The organism is Peptoniphilus phoceensis (assembly GCF_001517665.2).
GTDB classification, from domain to species: domain Bacteria; phylum Bacillota; class Clostridia; order Tissierellales; family Peptoniphilaceae; genus Peptoniphilus_A; species Peptoniphilus_A timonensis.
In genome coordinates this window covers 285,159-305,204 of the sequence record NZ_LN999808.1, presented here as the reverse complement: position 1 = coordinate 305,204, position 20,046 = coordinate 285,159, and the positions used below count along the sequence as shown (strand labels likewise).

The 20,046-nt window shown below is 31.4% G+C and carries 17 protein-coding genes; 10 read left to right on the top strand and 7 right to left on the bottom strand.

The window, feature by feature from the left end; genetic code table 11:
• Positions 1-21: 21 nt before the first annotated feature.
• The 7 genes from BN3657_RS03490 to BN3657_RS03460 all read left to right on the top strand — a co-directional run bounded on the left by BN3657_RS03490 (position 22) and on the right by BN3657_RS03460 (position 6,954).
• Entirely contained in the window at positions 22-726 is a 705-nt protein-coding gene (locus BN3657_RS03490; protein ID WP_019139032.1) for a response regulator, read from the top strand.
• Positions 726-2,534: a HAMP domain-containing sensor histidine kinase gene (locus BN3657_RS03485; protein WP_062551790.1), complete on the top strand. Its 1,809-nt coding sequence runs from the start codon at positions 726-728 to the stop codon at positions 2,532-2,534. Before BN3657_RS03490 ends, BN3657_RS03485 begins: the two co-directional genes overlap by 1 nt.
• Complete coding sequence (locus BN3657_RS03480; protein ID WP_062551789.1) at positions 2,515-3,855, top strand: hypothetical protein; 1,341 nt, start codon at positions 2,515-2,517, stop codon at positions 3,853-3,855. The genes BN3657_RS03485 and BN3657_RS03480 overlap by 20 nt, the downstream gene beginning before the upstream one ends.
• 4 nt (positions 3,856-3,859) lie before the next feature.
• A complete protein-coding gene (locus tag BN3657_RS03475; RefSeq protein ID WP_062551788.1) occupies positions 3,860-4,708 on the top strand; it encodes a two-component system regulatory protein YycI in 849 nt (282 codons plus the stop codon).
• Positions 4,709-4,755: 47 nt separating this feature from the next.
• Entirely contained in the window at positions 4,756-5,541 is a 786-nt protein-coding gene (locus tag BN3657_RS03470) for an MBL fold metallo-hydrolase (protein ID WP_062551787.1), read from the top strand.
• Positions 5,542-5,564: 23 nt separating this feature from the next.
• Complete coding sequence (surE, locus tag BN3657_RS03465; RefSeq protein WP_019139039.1) at positions 5,565-6,311, top strand: 5'/3'-nucleotidase SurE; 747 nt, start codon at positions 5,565-5,567, stop codon at positions 6,309-6,311.
• Between the two features lie 163 nt (positions 6,312-6,474).
• A complete protein-coding gene (locus BN3657_RS03460; RefSeq protein WP_062551786.1) occupies positions 6,475-6,954 on the top strand; it encodes a DUF4825 domain-containing protein in 480 nt (159 codons plus the stop codon).
• Between the two features lie 79 nt (positions 6,955-7,033).
• On the opposite strand, the gene mgtE is transcribed toward BN3657_RS03460, so the two are convergent.
• From mgtE to BN3657_RS03440, 4 genes are all read right to left on the bottom strand, one after another.
• Positions 7,034-8,362 (bottom strand): magnesium transporter, encoded by a 1,329-nt coding sequence (gene mgtE / locus BN3657_RS03455; protein ID WP_062551785.1) that lies wholly within the window; start codon positions 8,360-8,362, stop codon positions 7,034-7,036.
• 331 nt (positions 8,363-8,693) lie between these two features.
• A complete protein-coding gene (tnpA, locus tag BN3657_RS03450) occupies positions 8,694-9,149 on the bottom strand; it encodes an IS200/IS605 family transposase (RefSeq protein WP_062551533.1) in 456 nt (151 codons plus the stop codon).
• A gap of 155 nt (positions 9,150-9,304) precedes the next feature.
• Positions 9,305-9,868 (bottom strand): helix-turn-helix domain-containing protein, encoded by a 564-nt coding sequence (locus BN3657_RS03445; RefSeq protein WP_062551784.1) that lies wholly within the window; start codon positions 9,866-9,868, stop codon positions 9,305-9,307.
• Positions 9,869-10,158: 290 nt separating this feature from the next.
• On the bottom strand, positions 10,159-11,403 hold the full coding sequence (locus BN3657_RS03440; protein WP_230204180.1) for a helix-turn-helix domain-containing protein: 1,245 nt from the start codon (positions 11,401-11,403) through the stop codon (positions 10,159-10,161).
• 112 nt (positions 11,404-11,515) lie between these two features.
• Here BN3657_RS03440 and BN3657_RS03435 point away from each other — a divergent pair, with 112 nt between their 5' ends.
• Positions 11,516-12,847, top strand: a complete 1,332-nt coding sequence (locus tag BN3657_RS03435) for a YjiH family protein (RefSeq protein ID WP_062551782.1) — start codon at positions 11,516-11,518, stop codon at positions 12,845-12,847.
• A gap of 48 nt (positions 12,848-12,895) precedes the next feature.
• A complete protein-coding gene (locus BN3657_RS03430; RefSeq protein WP_062551781.1) occupies positions 12,896-13,573 on the top strand; it encodes a flavin reductase family protein in 678 nt (225 codons plus the stop codon).
• A gap of 609 nt (positions 13,574-14,182) precedes the next feature.
• Here BN3657_RS03430 and BN3657_RS03425 read toward each other — a convergent pair.
• The 3 genes from BN3657_RS03425 to msrB form a co-directional block, all read right to left on the bottom strand.
• Positions 14,183-15,586, bottom strand: a complete 1,404-nt coding sequence (locus BN3657_RS03425) for an alanine/glycine:cation symporter family protein (RefSeq protein ID WP_062551780.1) — start codon at positions 15,584-15,586, stop codon at positions 14,183-14,185.
• Between the two features lie 11 nt (positions 15,587-15,597).
• Entirely contained in the window at positions 15,598-16,530 is a 933-nt protein-coding gene (gene glsA, locus BN3657_RS03420) for a glutaminase A (protein WP_230204179.1), read from the bottom strand.
• Positions 16,531-16,806: 276 nt separating this feature from the next.
• Positions 16,807-17,748 (bottom strand): peptide-methionine (R)-S-oxide reductase MsrB, encoded by a 942-nt coding sequence (gene msrB, locus BN3657_RS03415; protein WP_062551779.1) that lies wholly within the window; start codon positions 17,746-17,748, stop codon positions 16,807-16,809.
• Positions 17,749-17,964: 216 nt separating this feature from the next.
• On the opposite strand from msrB, the gene BN3657_RS03410 reads away from it, so the two are divergent.
• Positions 17,965-19,968: a C69 family dipeptidase gene (locus tag BN3657_RS03410; protein ID WP_062551778.1), complete on the top strand. Its 2,004-nt coding sequence runs from the start codon at positions 17,965-17,967 to the stop codon at positions 19,966-19,968.
• The last annotated feature ends 78 nt before the right edge of the window (positions 19,969-20,046 follow it).

The window sequence follows — 20,046 nt, the reverse complement described above, 5'->3', positions numbered from 1 at the left end:
GTTTACACAAAGGATGGTTTTATGGAAGAGAAAATACTCGTAGTAGACGATGAATCTGCAATTTCTGATATTATAAAGTTTAATTTTGAAAAGGAAGGCTACATTATGGAAACTGCTGACAACGGCAGAGATGCCATAAGTCTTGCAGAAAAAAATAATTACGACTTGATCCTTCTAGATATAATGATGCCAAAGTTAAATGGTTTCGAAGCATTAAGGGAAATTAGAAAAAATTCTGATGTACCTGTAATTATGTTGACAGCAAGAGAAGACGAAGTGGATAAGGTGCTTGGTCTCGAACTTGGTGCAGACGATTATGTTGTCAAGCCCTTCTCTATGAGAGAGCTTCTAGCAAGAGTAAAGGCAGTTCTAAGAAGATTTGATGGTCAAGACAAAAAAGAAGATGACTCTTCTATCTTAAAGGTCATGGATCTTGAAATTGATCTAAATAAATACCAAGTAAGAAGAGGTGACGAAGTTGTTGAACTTACCCTTCGTGAATTTGAACTTCTAAAATTCTTAGCATCATATCCTGGAACAGTTTTTTCAAGAGAAGAACTTCTTGAAGAGGTTTGGGAATATGAATATTATGGCGATATAAGGACAGTTGATGTTACTGTTAGAAGACTCCGTGAAAAAATAGAAGATGAGAAAAAAGGCTTTAAATACATCAAGACTAAAAGAGGAGTTGGATATTTCTTTGCATCAGATAATGGTGAAGGCTAATGAATCACTCTATTAAATCTAGATTTATTTTAATTTATGTTGTTCTTGTACTAATTTCTATGTTTATCGCTTCTACTTTTATAATAGATAGATTAGAAAATGTGCAAATAGAAACAGCAACAACATCTATGGTAAAAACTATGGATACCCTTGCCACAACAACATCTGCTTTTTTTAAAGATAATAATTATGAAACACTACCCCAGCTTGATGAAACTCTAAAAGACTGGGGTATTTCCAGTGAAGAATCAGCCTATATAATTTCACCTGAAAAGGCTCCAAAAATCCTTGCTAGCACAAAAAATATTTCTACAAAGGAAAAAGAAGATGCCTATTCCTTAAAATTTATTGAACCAAAACTTGTTATGGATGCCCTATCTGGCAAAACTCGAGAAAAAATTGTGGAATACAAAAACGAAGGAAATGTAGAAAAACACATTGCCAGACCAATTTTATCTGGAGATGGAAATATACTTGCAATAATTTACATGACAAGAAATTTAAATTCAATTTATTCTGTAATTGACGATTCAAAAATTATAATTACTTATGCAACTTTAATTTCACTTATAACAACATCAATTCTCGGTTATTTTATTGCCAATTCTATAACAGGACCTATTCGTTCCTTGACTAAAAAGGCTAAGGCCCTTGCCAAGGGTAATTTTAACCAAAGTGTTGAAATAAAAAGCAATGATGAAATTGGTGAATTAGGTATGATGTTTAATTTCTTGACTAAGGAACTTCGTGAAACTATAGAAAAAATGGATCTTGAAAAATCAAAGTTAGATACCATCTTTAACTATATGGCTGAAGGCGTCATTGCTATTGATAGAAGTAACAAGCTAATTCACGCAAATTCCATAGCTAAAAAGATTTTAAATATTTCAGAAAAAGACTTCAACAGAGAAATTAATTTAAAGTCAATTAATTTATACAATATTGACTACAAAAAGGTCGAGAGTCTAAAGGGAGAAGAGCTTACTAAGATTTCTGATACTTTTTATAAAATTAAGTATGCTCCCTATAAGTCCGATGCTTTTATAAATTCTGGTCTAATTATAGTTTTGCAAGACGTAAATAAGGAGCACATGCTTGATATAATGCGTAAAGAATTTGTGGCAAATGTAAGTCACGAATTAAAAACTCCTATAACTACAATAAAATCTTACACAGAAACTCTTCTTGATAGCGAACTTGATAGACAGTCTGAAAAGAAATTTTTAAGGGTAATTGATAGGGAAAATTCTAGAATGTCTAGAATTGTAACAGATTTACTTTCTCTTTCCAATATTGACTACAACAAGGACAAGGTAAACTTCTCGAATTTCGACACTTATGAGTTTATTGACGAGGCAATTGAATCACAATCTTTACTTATAAATCAAAAAAATCACAAGATTGAATTAAATATTGCCATGGACGTAAAAGATATCTATGCCGACAGAAATGGTGCAGATCAAATTCTTACAAATATTATTTCCAATGCCTGCAAGTACACACCAGACAATGGAAAGATTTCTATTGATGCTAAAAATAAAAATGATTTTGTAGAAATAAAGGTAACTGATAATGGAATTGGAATACCAAAAGAAGACTTGCCAAGAATAACTGAAAGATTTTACAGGGTTGAAAAGGGAAGAAGCAGAGAAATGGGTGGAACAGGACTTGGCCTTTCTATTGCAACAGAAATGATAAAATCCTTTGGGGGAAATTTAAGTATTGAATCTGTTTTTGGAGAGGGAACCACAATTACTCTACTCTTTAAAGCCAGTGAGGGTGATAATTATGAAGAAGAAGTATCCTAAGTCACTTTCTACTTTTTTAATATTTTTCTTAATTCTCTTGCTTGTACTTCAATCAAAAAATCTTTGGCTTTCCTTTGATGGAAAAACTGAAGATGAAATACAAATTGGTGATGTTGATGAGTTTTTGCAAGAAATCTTGACACCTCAAAGGATAATTGCAAACCTTGGAGATAGACAGCACTACATGACAACTGATCTTAGACCTTATTGGAAAATGACTGGAGAAAATATTTCTGAAAAACTTCAAAAGGCAACTTCAGAAAATTTAAAATTAATTGATACTGAAGAGTATTTAAATCTTCAAAAGGAAAAATCCTTAGTTTTTAAATTTAATTCTCCTTTATCAGGTTCAGTTTTTGTAAATCTCATAGGTGACAAGAGAAACAGCAACGACATAAATTTAAGTGTCGATTCAATTTATATATCTGATCTTGGAGAAATTTATATTAGCGGAAGCAAAAATTTTTACAAACTTGTGGATATAAAAGTAGATTTTGAAATTGATGAAATTTTAAAAGAAGTAAAAGCCAAGGGAATTAAAGCTGTGAATTTTTATGAGGCCTATGGTATAAAAAAAGATATTTATATTCCAGATGAAGATTATCTTTCTCTTCAAAAGGTATCCTATGTTTCTGGACTCTACAATCTTGAAGAAAATAAAAAATCAAATCTTGCCGAAAGATTTTTGGGTATTCCCATTGACTTTATTAGAGAAATGACTGTGGACGGTAAAAATACTTATGTCTACGAAAATGAATATCTATCTCTTTCAAGCGACGGGATAATAGAATATTCCCTTGAATCTAGTTTTGATGTTAAAACAAGAGATTTAAACAAGTCCCTTGATCGTGCTATTGAATTTATTGCCCAAAAAACTGGAATTAGTTCTGGTATTTATCTTGAAAAAATAGAACCATGTAACTACAACGACAACTTGGGATATAGGTTTTTCTTTAACTTAAAGGAAGGTCAAATACCTCTAGTTCTACCATCAAAAGACCACAGTTTTATAGAAATTGACGTCTATTCTGAATTTGTAAAAAATTATAGGGAATACTACATTCGTAAGGACAACAACCCAATTTACAAAAAAGAAAAAATTTATATAGAAGGTATTCATAAGATTTTAAAAAAGAACAGGAAGGTCTTTGATTACAAAGCTGTAATGGACATTTTATCTTCCATTGACAACTTAAATCTAGTTTATCTTAGTTTTAATAATTATGAGGCTGAGGAGCCAATGCTAGTTTTTGAAATGGCATACATGGGAAGCATGTACTACTTCAACACTGAAGATGGAAGGCTAATGATGGTGAGGTAGGCTTATGGATTGGAAAAAAGTTAAAAAAATTTTAATAATTGCCCTAATAGTTGCCAATGTAGTTTTATTTTGCTACAGCCACTACAACAATTTTAGGCTTAGAAATGAATCTACTAGAAGGGATTTTGTAAAAGAAGTAACTGCCCTCTTAGCAGAAAAAAACATAAGTCTTGATACAAAAATCCCAAGATCAATTAAAAAACTTCCTTCTGTTTTAGTTTCTTTTGAGACTTCTACAGAAGAAGATATAAAGGAAAGGTATTTTGATGGCAGGGGAAGTGTGCAAAGACCTAGTACAGACCTTGCTGAAATATCCTTAAATGATGAATATATAAATCTAGTTAATGGTAGAAGAGTCTACTATGAAAATAGAAAATCTGAAAATAATTACGATATAAAAAATCTTGAAGAAGCACAAAAAATTGCCACAAAATTTTTACTTGATAAAAAATATGACACAAGAGATATTTATCTAAGTTATTATGAAGAATCTGATGGAAAATATATTCTAAATTACACTAAAATTTTTGACAATATACCTGTAGAATCTTCCTACACCAATTTTATAATAGATAAAAGGGGAGTCATGTCCATGGATAGACTGTGGCTAGAGGCCCTCGATAAATCTGAGCAAAAAATATTTTTGACACCTGCTCCAAGAGCCCTTTTATCTCTTATAAATAAAAGTGATTATTACAACAAGACCATAGAAAAAATCACGCCATGTTTTTACTTTAATCCAGAAGACCAAGGTTATATTGAAGACATCACTCGTGCAGTAAACGGTCGTGCCATTCCTTCTTGGAAAGTTAAATTTACAGATGGTGAATACACAGTTCTATCGAATTACTGAACTTAACAATTTTAAAAGCCTATGTTAGAATATGTGTGGAGGTTTTTATGAAATTTTGCTCTTTGGCAAGTGGCTCAAGTGGCAACTGCCAATATGTTGAATATAAAGATACAAAAATTATTATAGATGCTGGACTTTCTGGCAAAAAAATCGAAGAAAACTTGGAAAAAATTGGTGTTAAGGCCAGTGAAATTGACGCTGTATTTGTGACTCACGAGCACATTGACCACATAAAATCTGTGGGAGTTTTATCAAGAAGACACGATTTAAAAGTTTTTTCAAATATGATGACTTTAGATGGCATGCTTCCTACAGTTAAAAAACTCGATCCAAAGAATACTTTTATTTTTGAAAATGGAAAGAGCTTCACTTTTAAGGACCTTGAAATTATGCCCATATCCACTTTTCATGATTGTGCAAGTGGTTGTGGATTTGTAATAAAAGGAAATAAAAAGATTTCTCTTTTAACTGATACAGGGTGGGTTAATCAAGATGCCATGGAAAAAATGGATGGTTCAGAACTTTTTTATCTTGAATCAAACCACGATGTAGATATGCTCGTTCATGGAAGCTACCCTTATCCAACAAAACAAAGGATACTTTCTACTAAGGGACATCTTTCAAATGAAAATGCAGCAGAAGTTCTTTCAATGATTTTGAAAAAGAAACAAGAGCAAGTTCTCTTAGGTCATCTTTCCACAGACAACAACTTGCCAGACTTGGCACTAAAGACAATTAATGATACCCTTGCATCGGAAAATAAAATAGAAAACACAGACTACAAAATTGATGTTGCACCTAGATTTGTGCCATCAGAAGTCTATGAACTTTAATAGAATTTAAAGGGAGGAAATATTTGAACATACTACTTACAAATGACGATGGAATAAATGCAGAAGGCATAGAAATCCTAGCAAGAGCCCTCATAAAAGAAGGACACAAGGTCACAATCTCTGCACCAAATGTTGAAAATTCTGGTAAATCTCATGCTATTACCTTTAAGAGTCCACTTATGGTTCAAGAGACAAAATTAGAAGGTCTTGAAGAAGTTAAAAGCCTTTGCGTTTATGGAACACCTGCTGATTGTGTAAGAGCAGCAGTCCATTTATTAGACGAAAAATTTGACTTTTGCTTTTCAGGTATAAACTCTGGATTTAATGCAGCAACAAATGTCCTTTATTCAGGAACAGTTTCTGCAGCAATTGAAGCAAATTTATTTAATATTCCTGCCATTGCTGTGTCAGCTCAGTGGATAAAGGGTCATTCAAAATTTGAAACTGCAGCAAAAGTAGCTGTAGATGTCTTTAACAAAATAGAAGATTTAAAAAGGATTCAAGTTTTAAATATAAACGTGCCTTACCTTGATTATGAAGAGCTAAATGGAATAGAAGTTTGCAAAGTTGGAGCTGACGTTATGTCTATCTACGACATATCAGAAGAAGGCGAAGGCTATAATATGAGATTAAAGGGCTTCCCTAAAGAAAACAACGACAAAGATTCTGACATCCACTATCTAAAAGAAGGCTACGCAACTCTAAGTCCTCTCTTGTACGATGTAACTAACTTAACTCTTATAAATGAATTGAGAGAAATGTTAAAATAATTAGTCCTCGAAAGGAAAAATCGTGAATTACAAATTTACTTTATTATTTTTAATTTTTTTAATCTTTGGAATATTTTTTAGAACAATAATGTAAATAAAAGAATTTAAAAAGTCCTAGTGACTTTTTATTTTTTTGTTATAATCTAATAAAGAGGTGATGAATTTGAAAAAATTACATATAATATTTGCCCTTATCCTAATTTTATCTGCTTGTCAAACTAAAAGGGCAGAAAGCCTTTATAATTACAAAACAAACTTTGTTGGTGATAACTCCAAAGTTTCACATATAATATCAAATCAAGATTACCCAAAGGGTTTTGAAGTGGGAGCAATTGAAATTCTTTCAAGAAAATCTCCCTATGGTATTAAAGTCTTTGTAAAAGATACATCAAATATAAAAAGAGAAGATATTTTTAAAAATGCCATAACAAGTTTTGCCCTAATAAAAAATCTGGACAGAATTTATTATGTGGAAAGTGGCAGAGATTTTGAAGAGGAAAAAAATAAAGAGTTAAAAGATAAGATTTTTATTTTTTATAGAAAAGAAATAGAAGAGATCTTGGAAGAAAAAAATACTAGCCTTGAAGAGATTTCAGAAAATAAAGAAAATTTTGAAAACTTTATAAATAATTGGGATAAATAAAAAAGAGAAGGTTTAAATGATTTAAAGTCCCTAAATAAAACTTATGGGAATCAAATCAAAATATCCTTCTCTTTTTATTTTAAACTCCTATTAGGATTGTCGCTATTTCAAAATAAACAAATAATACTAAGGTATCCACAATTGTTGTAATAAGTGGTCCTGCCATTATTGTTGGGTCAACATTAATTTTTTCTGCAATAAGTGGCAATATTCCGCCAATAATTTTTGATAAAACTATTGTAGTTAAAAGAGTGACAGAAACTGTTAAAGTTACTCCTATACTTACACTATCTAATATGGACATTCTCACAATATTTACAATTACAAGAATTACTCCAACTATTAAACCTATTCTAAGTTCCTTAAACATAACTTGAAGAAATTCTTTAAATTCAATTTCTCCTGTATAAATACCACGAATAACTGTTGTAGAAGATTGCGTTCCAGCATTTCCACCTGAGTCCATTAGCATTGGTATATAAGCAGCCAATGCAACACTTGAAGCCAGAAGTGCTTCATATTTTTTTATAATAAAACTAGTAAAAGTTGCTGTCACAAGACAAATTATAAGCCACATTGTCCTGTCTTTTGCAAGTTTTAGGACTGACTTGTCCCAGTAATGTTCTGGTGAAGATTCACTAATACCGTGGATGTTACCCAAGTCTTCTTCATACTCTTCATGCATTACGTCGATTGCCCATTCTGCTGGCACAATACCAATAAGTCTTCCTTCAGAATCAGTTACAGGAATTTCTGATAAATCATACTTATGTGCCAACTTTGCAACAAGTTCTTGGTCATCCGTTGCATATACACTGGCATTTATTGGGTGCATAAATTCTTCAATATCATCAGTTTTATTTCTATTACGAAGAAGGTCTGCCAAGTTCGCATATCCAATTAAAACTAAAGATTCATTTGTAACCCAAACTTGTTCTAGCCTATCTGCATCGAGATCAGAATGAATAATTTTTTCAAGAGCTTCTGTTGGAGTAGTTGTATTTTTCACAAATATAAAACCAACTGACATAATAGAACCAACAGATTCCCTTGGATATCCCAAAAGTTCATTAATAATCGGTCTTCTGTCTTCTTCTATATATTGGTTCATAAACTTTCTTACCATGTTGGCAGGAAGTTCTTGCAAAGTATCTACAACTTCATCTTCTTCCAACTCTTTCATAAGACTCATAATTCTATCTTCAGAAAGTGAACCTATAATCTCGATTTTCTTCTCTCTAGGCAAAAGTGAAAAAGCATCCGCCAAGAGGTCCTTATTAAGAAGTTTTATCCAAATTGCAATATCTTCTTTTAAGAGGTCTTCTAGTCTTTCTGCAATATCAACAGGATCCATCTTGTTGATTCTGTTTTGCAAGTTTTTTAACCTTTCTCTATCTAAGTTGTTCATGTTACCTCCTTATTCTTTAATGATTTTCTGCATAAAAAAATCCGCTGTCTAGGCGGTAAAGAGGCACACTTAAATAGACTTACAATATGTAAATCACAAAACTTTCTTTATCGCATAGACTTATACATTTAATCCAGGGTCGACTGGTATCCATACAAACACCTCCATATTTGTTATTTTAACATATAAGAAACAATTAGACTATTTTTAATTTTCACATAATAAAAATCCACCGGCGTAGCCGGTGGTTTTGCTTTTGCGGTCCAAAGGACCTTTTTTGCTAGCTGCGTCTCAAGGACGCTTGTGGTTTACCACTTGCAATTACTACTAGCTAACCCCTAAAGGGGTCTGTGTTGTCCATTGTTATCTGACCACTTAATTCATCCTCTTTAAGTTGGTTATGAATATACTCTTTTATTGCTTTTGTATTTTTTCCTGCTGTATCTACATAGTATCCTCGGCACCAAAATTGCCTTCCTCTGTATTTGTATTTTAAGCTACCCCACTTATCGTATATCATAATACTGCTTTTGCCTTTTAAAAATCCCATAAAACTAGATATACTCAATTTTGGTGGTATTTCTAACAACATGTGCACGTGATCTGGACAAACTTCTGCTTCTATTATGTTAACTCCTTTCCAGTTGCAAAGCTCTCTTAATATTGCACCTATTTCTAATCTTTTGCTTCCGTAAAATACTTTTCTTCTATATTTCGGAGCGAACACTACATGATATTTACAATTCCATTTTGTATGTGATAGACTATGTGTATGATTTAAATTCATAAAAAACCTCCTGTTATTTTTGTGTTCTGGTAAACCACAATTTATTTTAACATGGAGGTCTTTTTTTATTAGTTTTTCATCGCTAAAGCTAAATTGAACCCCTGGTCTAACCAGGGGTATTCTAATTACAAAAAAATCCACCTCTTTTGGTGGATCTAGTTTTTCTTTTTAATAATGTAATAAAAGACTATTATGGGAGATGCCATGTAGATTACTGGAAGAACAAGTTTTGAGAACACATTGTACTCCAAACCTTCCAACTTTTCTGCCACATCTTTATATGCTTGTGGAAAAGATATTAGTGCAATTATCATGTAAATTGTTAGGATTAAATAGGGCATTTCACTGGGATCTTTTTCCAAAAATCTTTCTATAAAAAGAAAATAATAGACAGAAAAAAAGAAAATTCCTATAAATAAGAGACAGGCATAGATAAAAATATCCCAAATTCCCTTAAAAACCATTTTTTTCTTGTTTACTTTTTTTATATTTTCTTCTTTTTTGTCTTTTTCTTCGATTTCCTCTTTATTATCACCAATAAAATATGCCATTTCTACTCCAAAGACCTCTGAAAGCTCCCTTAGATTTGTCATAGTTGGCGTTGATTTTTCTGTTTCCCACTTTGATATGGCTTGTCTTGTAATTCCAAGTTTATTTGCCAGTTCCTCTTGTGATAATTTATTTTCTTTTCTCATGGATTTTATTTTTTCGCCATACATGTGTCCATCTCCTTGTAGTTTTTCTTTAACAAATTAATATTCATCTTTTAATTTAAAATTAATCTCACTTATTTTTTAACAAAATTTAAAATAAAGTTTTAAATAGCATATTAATTTATAATTTAATATAACAAAAAAACATAAGCACCACAAGCAAATAGAGGGCAACTTTTGGTTGCATCAATCTTTTTTTAGCTTTTTTCAAAAATTTTTTAGTTTTAATAATAGACTTAAATAAGTAAAATCTATGTTTTTGAAATTCACATCTTAACCTAAATAATTTATATAAATTAATTTTTATTATTTTTCCTATATTCTTTTGGACTTATATCAAAGGTATCTTTAAAAGCCTTGGAAAAATATGAATAATCGTTAAATCCAACTTCAAGAGAAATATCGTATATGCTTTTGTCAGAATTTTTTATTAATTTTTCTGCCTCATTTATTCTCACACCAATTAAATATTTAGAAAAATTAATCCCCATTTCTTTTTTAAAAGTTCTTGAAAAATGACTTTTGCTATATCCTGCCACCATAGATATTTCATCAAGACTAATGTCTTTCATAAAATATTTTTCTATGTAGGCTTTAGCATTGTTCATGGCAAGTTCGTGTTCATCTTCTCTTTCAAGTCCCGCGCTAATGATTTCAATTGTGCTTTCAATAGACTTTTTTATATCATCAATGTTATTGGAATCGACTATTGTTTCTATGCTCTTAACTGTTATAAGAGAAAGGTCTGACTGTAAATTCCCCCTGCTAAAATAATTAATAATTTCTACGAGGATCCTAATTACATTGGATTTTATGTATTCTTGAGTCATGTTCCTAGATACCATATCTTCTAATATTTCATCGACAATTTCAAAAGAAGCAAGTCTATCTTGAAAACCAATTTTTATTAAAAGTTCATAAATTTTTTTATCGATTTGTGACTTATGATTTTGATCTACTGTTACGTCCCTAGGACTTGGCCTCAATATTTTTCCCCTTCCCTTGTTAAAAATATTTTCGAGACAGTTAAAGGATTCTTCATAACCCTTAACGAGATCCTTGTTGTTTCTACAATATGAACTTATTCCAATGCTCACAGTGTGGGATATGTGTTTTTTTAATTCACAAATAATTTTTTCTGCAAGTTCTTGACTAAGGAAATAAGCATCTTCTTCATCCCTTCCCTGGCAATCTAAAAAGATAATTATCTTGTCTGTTCCAGTAAGAGTTGTTGAAATAGTCTTGTAGTCTTTTATGATTTCTCTTGTGTAATCTAAGAGTTTTCTCTTTATATTATATCTATAGTGGTTGTCACGATTCCTACAAATTTTCCAAAAGTCATCATACATAATTGTAAGTATGTAATTTGTTTCTAAATCAAGTTGATACTTACTAAAGCTAGACTTAAATAATTTTGCCCTAGACAAATCACCATAAATCAGATTATGTATGTATTCTTTTGTAATTATGTCGTATAAAAGTAAGTTTTCTTCCAATTTTATTTCCTTTCTGTAAGTTAATACAGCTAATTTTAATCGCATCACTTTATCATAATTACATTATAAAGCAAAAACTTCAAAATCCAAAGCAATATATTCCATGTATTAAGTCTCGGGAAAAGCTTATTATGTAATCAACAAAGGAGGAAAATCTATGAAAGAAAAAACAATACATAGAGAAGAAAAACTTTACAAAGATCCAATGCTACTCTTAAAGTTTATAATTCTCAGTGCAATTGGAATCTTCGTCTTTTTTATACCAATTAAAGTCAATGGTTCTTCAACAATTCCACTAGAATATGTTATTTCATTATTTATAAACAACTTGCCTAAAGTTGCTACGGCTTATGCCTTTATAATAATAATGATTGGAGCTTTTAGACCTTTTGTAAAAGGAACTTGGAAAGCTGACAAGGTGACAATTATATTCTCTTTCACAAAATTAATCGGAGCATTTTTCACACTTTACTTATTTTCTGGTTATGCACCAGAAGCAGTTGCAAGAGATGACCACGGTCCCTTCTTATTTAATTCATTAGCTATTCAAGTTGGTACACTTATTCCTGTTTCAGCAATTTTTATAACTTTCTTGATGGATTATGGATTTATTGATTTTATAGGAAACTTTTTAAGACCTATAATGAGAACTGTTTGGAAAACTCCTGGCAGAACTGCCGTAATAGCAGTCGCTGCTTTTATGGGATCCACTGCAGTTGGTGTCATGATGACTGACGATCTATACAGAGAAAGAAAATATACTCAAAGAGAAGCTATAGCAGTAGTAACTGGTTTTACTACAGTTGCTATATCCTTCTTAATTGTTATTGCTAATACAACAGACCTTATGGCATATTGGGGTGAATATGTTTTTTTATCACTATTTGTTACTTTTGCTCTAAGTGCAATTACAGTTAGAATTCCACCAATTTCTACTGCACCAAATAGATATTACAAAGACATGGAAGGCTATCCTGAAGAAAAGCTCGAAGGAAATTTATTTACAGCTTCTCTAAACGAAGGCCTTACACTTTGTAAGGAAGCTGGCCCAGTTATCCCAAGAACTACAAAAAATGTTCTTGACTCATTTAATCTTGCTTTTGAAGTATTGCCAAACTTTATGTCAATTGGTTTAATTGCACTAATTATTGCAAACTACACTCAAGTGTTTGACTATTTTGGATATCTATTATATCCACTAACACTTTTACTTAGAATTCCTGAACCACTACTTGCAGCTAAAGCAGCTATGCTTGGTCTTGCTGAAATGTTCTTGCCAGTAATGGTTATAACAAAGGCACCTCTAGTTACAAGATTTATAATCTCTGTAATGAGTGTTGCTCAAGTAATTATGTTTTCAACTACAATTCCTACAATTGTAGCATCTGAAATAGAAGTTTCTATTAAGGACTTAGTAATAATATGGTTTGAAAGAACTGTACTTTGTTTCTTAATCACTACGCCTATTGCATTTTTGTTAATCAAATAATTAGATAATTTATTGTAACTAAAATTTTAATTGAAAAGGAGATATATTATGTTTTACGAACCAAAGAAAAATAACCACGGACTAAAGAAAAACCCATTTAAATCATGTACAGTACCAAGAGTAATTGGTTGGATATCAACAAAAAATGGAGACGGTACAGATAATATTGCACCATACTCACAATTTACAAACCTAACTTTTGATCCACCACTAGTATTATTCTCAGCTAACCAAAATGTTTTTGACGACAGAAAGAATACTGTTAAAAACATAGAAAGAACTGGAGAATTTGTTTACAACATGGTATCAGAAGACTTAGCAGAAGCTATGAATAAATCATCTATTGCAGAACTTCCAGAAGGTTTCAAGGATAAATTTGAATATTGTGGACTAGAAAAAGCAGATTCTGAAATTGTCGATGTAGCAAGAGTCAAAGCTTCACCTGTTCAATATGAAATCAAATATGTTCAAACTATTAGACTTCCTGGTGTTGACACAATTAACACTATTGACATCATCATTGGAGAAGTTGTGGGAATTCATATTAAAGACGAATTTATAACAGAAGAAGATAAGGTTGATGTAACTAAAATTAGACCAGTTGCAAGACTTGGTTACTTTGATTTTACAGTTGTAGATAACTCTTTCACAATGGACACACCAAAGATCGACCCAGCTAAACAAGCTCTAGTTGACAAGGGACTTGAAGGAATTGCTGGTAAATAAAAAGAAAAGTAAAGGGAAATAAAGTAAATAAAACAAGAGCGTAACTAATTGCGCTCCCTTTCTTTTATAATTCTCGCAAAACTCATGGCACTTTGTCATGAGTTTTTATTTTTCATTTTTTGGATTTATTTTTACAAGCTATAGTGTTTAAGATAAACCAAAAACTTACTTTCTATTATTTAAAATAAATTTAAAACTTGTTTTCTGTAATTTAAATATAATTAAATTTTAAATTTCATTACTTCTAATAATCTCCAAATCTTTTTAACATAAATTTTTAAAATTTTCCTTAATCCACAATAATTAGGCTAAGACTGATTTTATTATGTAGAATACTTTTAGTAATATATAAAATAAAAATAAGAAACCATGACAAGAATAAAGTGAAATTATTATCTTCAAAGTTAATTAATATAACAACAAATTTTTAACCTTAATAGATAACTTTCAAAAGTCAAATAAAAATTTTTTTGGCAAAAGAAAAAGGATGTTAACTAAATAATATAGCTAACACCCTTTTAAGTTTAAATTAAATTGTTTTGTGCTCCTTTTATATGAGCACATCAAATTTATTTTTATATTTTAATTATTTTTATCCTTACACTTATATTATTTCCAGTAATCTAATTTTGAAGTGTCAATTCCAATTGCATCTGCTTTAAATACTGGGTTTTTGCCTTCAGCTCTTTGTTTCTTGTAATCTTCAAGAGCTTTGAGTGCAATGCTTCCAAGATATAAAATTGATGGAATGTTAATTAAGCACATAACTCCCATTAAGAAGTCTGCTATATCCCATGCAAGTGACATTTCAATTCCTGCTCCAACAAAGATTAATAAGATTGCTATAATTCTGTAGCAAAGCATAAATGTCTTTGAAGGTGTTTTTTTGTTAAGGTAAGTTAAACAAGAATCAACGTAGTATAAGTTTCCAAGTAATGTTGTGAAAGCAAATAGGGCAAGTGAAATTGTGATAAATAAGTTACCATATTTTCCAAATACTGTAGAAAGTGATGCTTGAACAAATGGTGCTCCTGCTAAATCTTCAGTTGGAGCTATTCCTGATGAAAGTGACATAAATGCAGTTGCAGAACAAATTACAATTGTGTCTAGGAATACAGAAATCATTTGTACTAAACCTTGTTTTACAGGGTGAGAAACTGATGCTGATGCTGCTGCGTTTGGAGCAGAACCCATACCAGCTTCGTTAGAGTAAAGGCCTCTCTTAATACCTTCTACTAAAGCTGAACCTGCAACTCCACCAAAGATTGCCTTAAAGTTAAATGCATCTTTAAAGATCATTCCAAACATTGCTGGAATATTTGTAATATTGATAACGATCATTACAAGAGCCATAATTACGAAAATAACTCCCATGATAGGCACTAGTAAAGATGTATATTTTATAATTCTCTTTCCACCACCAAGTACACAATATCCTGCTATTATTGCAAGAACTGCACCTATAATCCAAGAAGTTTTTCCTGGTACGTAGAAATCATAAACTCTAAAAGAGTCTTGAAGGTTAAAGGATGCAAGCATATTAAATCCTACTGCATAAGTTGCAATAAGAGCTATTGCAAATAGAACTCCAATTCCTCTTGATCCAATGGCATTTTCTATGTAGTAAGAAGGTCCACCATAGGATACTCCATCATCTCCACGTTTTTTATAAATTTGTGCAAGTGTTGATTCTATAAATGCTGAAGCACCACCAATAAGTGCGATAATCCACATCCAGAATACTGCACCAGGTCCACCAAGGCAGATTGCGTTTGCAACACCAACGATATTACCAGTACCTACTCTTGATGCAGTTGATACCATAAGTGCTTGGAAAGAAGATACATCATCTTTTCCTTCTGGTTTTTCTTTGATAACTTTAAATGCTTCACCTAATAAATTAAATTGTATAAATTTTGTTCTGATTGTGAAATAAAATCCACAGGCAAGCAATACAATAATTAATATTGGATAATATAAGACGCCATTGACGGCTGATAATAATTCTCTCATTTTCTACCTCTCTAATAAATTGATAAGTCTAATTCTTGCGATAAATGTTCTAACATTCTAACTCCACTATAAGAGTTACCATGCTTGTCAAGTCTTGGAGCATAAACTGCAAGACCTGTTTTATTTTTTGATGCAGTTACAATACCGCCTCCTACTCCAGATTTGGCAGGTAGCCCAACTCTTATTGCAAAATCTCCTGAATAGTCATAAGTACCACAAGTTGCCATAAGTGATCTTAAAACTCTTGCTTCTCTTGAAGTTATGATTTCTCTACCTTCAGTGTCAACACCGTTATTTGAAATAACATAGGACATATGAGCTAGGTTTTCTGTATTAACAAGAATTGAACAAGCTTTAAAATATGTATCCAAAACTTCTTCTACAGGTGTGTCACTTGGTAGAAGTTCTCTTGATAGCATTAAATAGATAAGTGTCCTATTTGTGAAAGAAGATTCTTTTTCTGACTGTGCAATTTCTCTACTGTAATCAACGTCTTCTCCCAAAAACTCGCTTGCCTTTTCAAGTATTACATCAAAAGTTTTTTCTCTATAAACATTATATAAAATAGCTACTATAATAATTGCTCCGGCATTGATAAAAGGATTAACTGGAATCCTTTTTTCAGAAAGTTCTAGTTCAATGACACTGTTAAAAGGTTTTGCAGATGGTCTTACTCCAACATATTTTTTCAATTCAGCAACCTTGTAATTTTCCATTGCTAGAGAATAAAGAATTACCTTTACAATTGATTGAATAGAAAATCTAACTTTAGAGTCACCAACACTGTGAAGCTCACCATCTTCGATTGTAGAAATTGCAACCTTATTGGCATTAACTTTTGCAAGTTCAGGAATATAATCTGCAACATTACCTTCATGTAGGTATTTTCTGCCTAAATTAAGGGCTTCTTCTAAAATTTCTTCTGTATAAATTATTGTTCTCACCTCCCTTTTTATATTTGGAATTGTTTTCCTTGTGTTAATAGATTATCATATCAAAAAATCTTTTTCAATCATTATTTCTCAATTCTATGAGGATGACAAGTAGAGGAAATCATTTTTATTATCTAGCAAACATTGTTTTTTATAAATGAAAATATATAAAAAAATATATTAAAGTACATAAAAAAGAGACCCTTTGGCTAAATTTAGGTCTCTTAAAATATTAATAATAATTTTTAATATATTTTAATTTATATAAGATATATTTTATTTATTAAATTATTTTACAAAAATTTTGTATTCACCATATCCTTCTTCATCCATTTTTTCATAAGGAACAAAATCTAAAGAAGCACCATTTATACAATATCTAAGTCCTCCCATTTCAACAGGACCATCTGGAAAAACATGACCTAAGTGAGAATCTGATGACTTGGATCTTACTTCTGTTCTCACCATGCCAAAGGAAGTGTCCCTATCTTCTTCTAGATAAGTTGAAATAATTGGTCTTGAAAAAGATGGCCAACCACATCCAGCATCGAACTTGTCACTAGAAACAAAAAGTGGTTTTCTAGAAAGTTTGTCAACATAAATTCCCTTTCTATACTCATCATTTAATTCACTTGTAAAAGGTCTTTCTGTTCCAGAATTTTCCATTACATCATAGGAAATATCATCTAGATAATCTCTTTTGTTTTTGTTTAAAAATTCTCTTTCATCATCAATTATAGGATCATCTGCAAGACTCAAGTTCACATGACAATAACCCATAGGATTTTTCTCCAAATAATCTTGATGGTAGTCTTCTGCTTTTACAAAATTTTTAATAGGAGAGATTTCAACTGCAAGTTTTCCTAATTTTTCTTCTTCATATTTCATAATATCTCTTACAATTTGTTCAGAGTCTTTGTCTTCTTCTTCCCAATAGATACCAGTCCTGTACTGTCTACCAATATCATTTCCTTGTCTATTTATTGATTTTGGATCTATAATTCTAAAATAATGGAGTAAGATTTCTGTTAGAGAAATCCTTGAGAAGTCATAATAAATTTTAACAGTTTCTGCGTGATCAGTACTTGCTACAATTTCATAGTTTGTATCATCACTTTTTCCATTAGCATATCCAACTACTGTCTTCTTTATTCCTTTTAAGTTTTTAAAATAGGCTTCTGTTCCCCAAAAACATCCACCAGCAAGATAAATTACTTTAATATTTTTCATATTATCACCTAATTCACCTATACCCAAAAACCAAAATTTTTTAAATAAATAATTTTGTTTATTGATTTTAAGTGATACATTAATAAATTATAGTATTAAAATAAAACATTGACACATATGTTTAATGGTGTTACCTTATATTTATGAGATTCTCTGATTCCTCTATTTATAGATGAGGAAAACAATTTTATAAAAAAGAGAATTAAGGAGGTAATTATGAAAAGTAGTAAGAAAAAATTATTAGTAGCAGGTCTTGCATCTAGCTTAGTTTTATCTATTGCTATGCCTACTTTTGCCTGCACAGGAATCATTGTAGGTAAAGATCTTACAAGTGATGGGTCTTTTATCTTCGGAAGAACTGAAGACTATCAAAGAAACAGAACTATGAGACTCGTAACTCACCCTCGTGGAGAAATAAAGAAGGGCGATAAGTTAGTTGACGTCAATAACGGTTTTGAATACATACATAAAGAAGATTCTTTAAAGTTCTTCTCAACTCCAGATTCAAGTGCTAAACCAAAGGACATGGAACAAGGCGTCTACGATGCTGCCGGTTACAATGAAGCAGGTGTTGGCATTTTCTGTACAGTTTCTGCTGATCCATCAGAAGAAATCGAAAAAGCTGATCCTTTCGTTAAAAACGGTGTAAACGAAGCAAGCATGACTACATTTTTACTTGCTCACGCAAGATCAGCAAGAGGAGCAATTGAACTTTTAGCTGACACAATAGATAAACAAGGTGCATCTATGGGCGATATTGTTGCCTTTGGAGACCAAGACGAAGTTTGGTATATGGAAATCTATTCTGGTCACCAATATGTTGCAATAAATTATCCAACTGACAAATTCAGTATCTTCCCTAACGATTATTGGCTAGGTGGAGTTGATTTAAATGACAAGGAAAATGTCATTGCTTCAAAAGATATTGTTGAAGTTGCAAAAAAAGCAGGAACTTATAAAGAAACTGCAGATGGACTTATGGATATGGCAGGATCTTATGGTCCTAAAGAAATTGCAGAAACTAGCCGTTCAAGAGTTTGGTCTGGTATCCATGATCTAGATCCTAATTCAAAAGTTCCTTATGATGCTAAAAGATTTGACCTTTTAAATGACCTTTCTGAAGGCAGTGAAAAAATTGACATAAATCACGCTCTAAATGTTTTTAGAAATAGATTTGAAGGAACAGATTATGTCCCATCAGATAACAAGGCTGAAAGAAAAGCAAATCCTAATACTCACAAAAGACCAATAGGATCTATTAACACAATGCAAGCTCACATCTTCCAAATTAAGGAAGGATATCCTAAAGAAGCTCCAGGTCTAATGTGGATGACTTTAGGCAGCCCACTTAATATTCCTTGGATTCCAATTTTCCCTGATATTAATGATTCAACAGATGAAGCTAAAAATAATGCACCAACTTATGATGCAAACTCATATTACTGGGTTGGATCTTCTGTAAATGATTTAGTTTCTGGAAACAGGGAAGAACTAGGCGAATCAACAAGAAAGACTGTTACAGATTTTGAAGATAAGATTATGAAAGAACTTCCTCAAATCGAAAAAGAATGGATTGAACTTTATTCAAAAGATAAAGAAAAAGCAGCCGAATTTTCTACAAATAAAACAATGGAATGGGAAAAAGAAGCCTTTGATTTAGAAAAAGATCTTCAAGGAGAACTTTCAAAAGTTTCAAAAACTGACTTAATAGATCACTGGGCAAGAAAAGCAATTATCCAAGCTATTGACAAGAAATTAATGGTTGGAACAAGTGACCTTAAATTCTCTCCTAACGAAAAAATTAGCCGTGGAGAATTTATAACAATCTTGGGAAGACTTGGAAATGTAGATACTACAAAATACACTGAAGTAAAAGACAAAAATATCGAAGCTGGTAAGTTCTACACTGAATATATGAACTGGGCAGTTGAAAATAAACTTCTTCCAAAGACTTCTAAAGCCATAGCAAAAGAAAATATTACTCGTGAAGAAATGGCTCACATTTTAGCATCTTATTTAAAACTAATGGGCGACGATATTTCAACTCAAAAACTTGTTGTCTTTAACGATGAAAAAGAAATTTCTGACTGGGCTTATGAAGACATTCAATTCCTAGCTAACAAGGAAATTTTAAGCGGCACTTCAAATAACAAGTTCTCTCCAAAGGCAAACTTAACAAGGGCAGAAGTTGCACAAATAATTTCAAAACTTTCAAAATAAGTTAAATTAAAACTTTTATTCAAAGATAAATTGTAAAAACAATTATAAACAAAAAATCCTAGGCATAAAAACCTAGGA

Coding starts and splice junctions, on each gene's coding strand:
- BN3657_RS03470 (WP_062551787.1), top strand. CDS start 4,756: ATGAAATTTTGCTCTTTGGCAAGTGGCTCAAGTGGCAACTGCCAATAT.
- BN3657_RS03485 (WP_062551790.1), top strand. CDS start 726: ATGAATCACTCTATTAAATCTAGATTTATTTTAATTTATGTTGTTCTT.
- BN3657_RS03435 (WP_062551782.1), top strand. CDS start 11,516: ATGAAAGAAAAAACAATACATAGAGAAGAAAAACTTTACAAAGATCCA.
- mgtE (WP_062551785.1), bottom strand. CDS start 8,362: ATGAACAACTTAGATAGAGAAAGGTTAAAAAACTTGCAAAACAGAATC.
- BN3657_RS03440 (WP_230204180.1), bottom strand. CDS start 11,403: ATGCGATTAAAATTAGCTGTATTAACTTACAGAAAGGAAATAAAATTG.
- BN3657_RS03490 (WP_019139032.1), top strand. CDS start 22: ATGGAAGAGAAAATACTCGTAGTAGACGATGAATCTGCAATTTCTGAT.
- BN3657_RS03475 (WP_062551788.1), top strand. CDS start 3,860: ATGGATTGGAAAAAAGTTAAAAAAATTTTAATAATTGCCCTAATAGTT.
- msrB (WP_062551779.1), bottom strand. CDS start 17,748: ATGAAAAATATTAAAGTAATTTATCTTGCTGGTGGATGTTTTTGGGGA.
- tnpA (WP_062551533.1), bottom strand. CDS start 9,149: ATGAATTTAAATCATACACATAGTCTATCACATACAAAATGGAATTGT.
- BN3657_RS03430 (WP_062551781.1), top strand. CDS start 12,896: ATGTTTTACGAACCAAAGAAAAATAACCACGGACTAAAGAAAAACCCA.
- BN3657_RS03410 (WP_062551778.1), top strand. CDS start 17,965: ATGAAAAGTAGTAAGAAAAAATTATTAGTAGCAGGTCTTGCATCTAGC.
- BN3657_RS03480 (WP_062551789.1), top strand. CDS start 2,515: ATGAAGAAGAAGTATCCTAAGTCACTTTCTACTTTTTTAATATTTTTC.
- BN3657_RS03425 (WP_062551780.1), bottom strand. CDS start 15,586: ATGAGAGAATTATTATCAGCCGTCAATGGCGTCTTATATTATCCAATA.
- BN3657_RS03445 (WP_062551784.1), bottom strand. CDS start 9,868: ATGTATGGCGAAAAAATAAAATCCATGAGAAAAGAAAATAAATTATCA.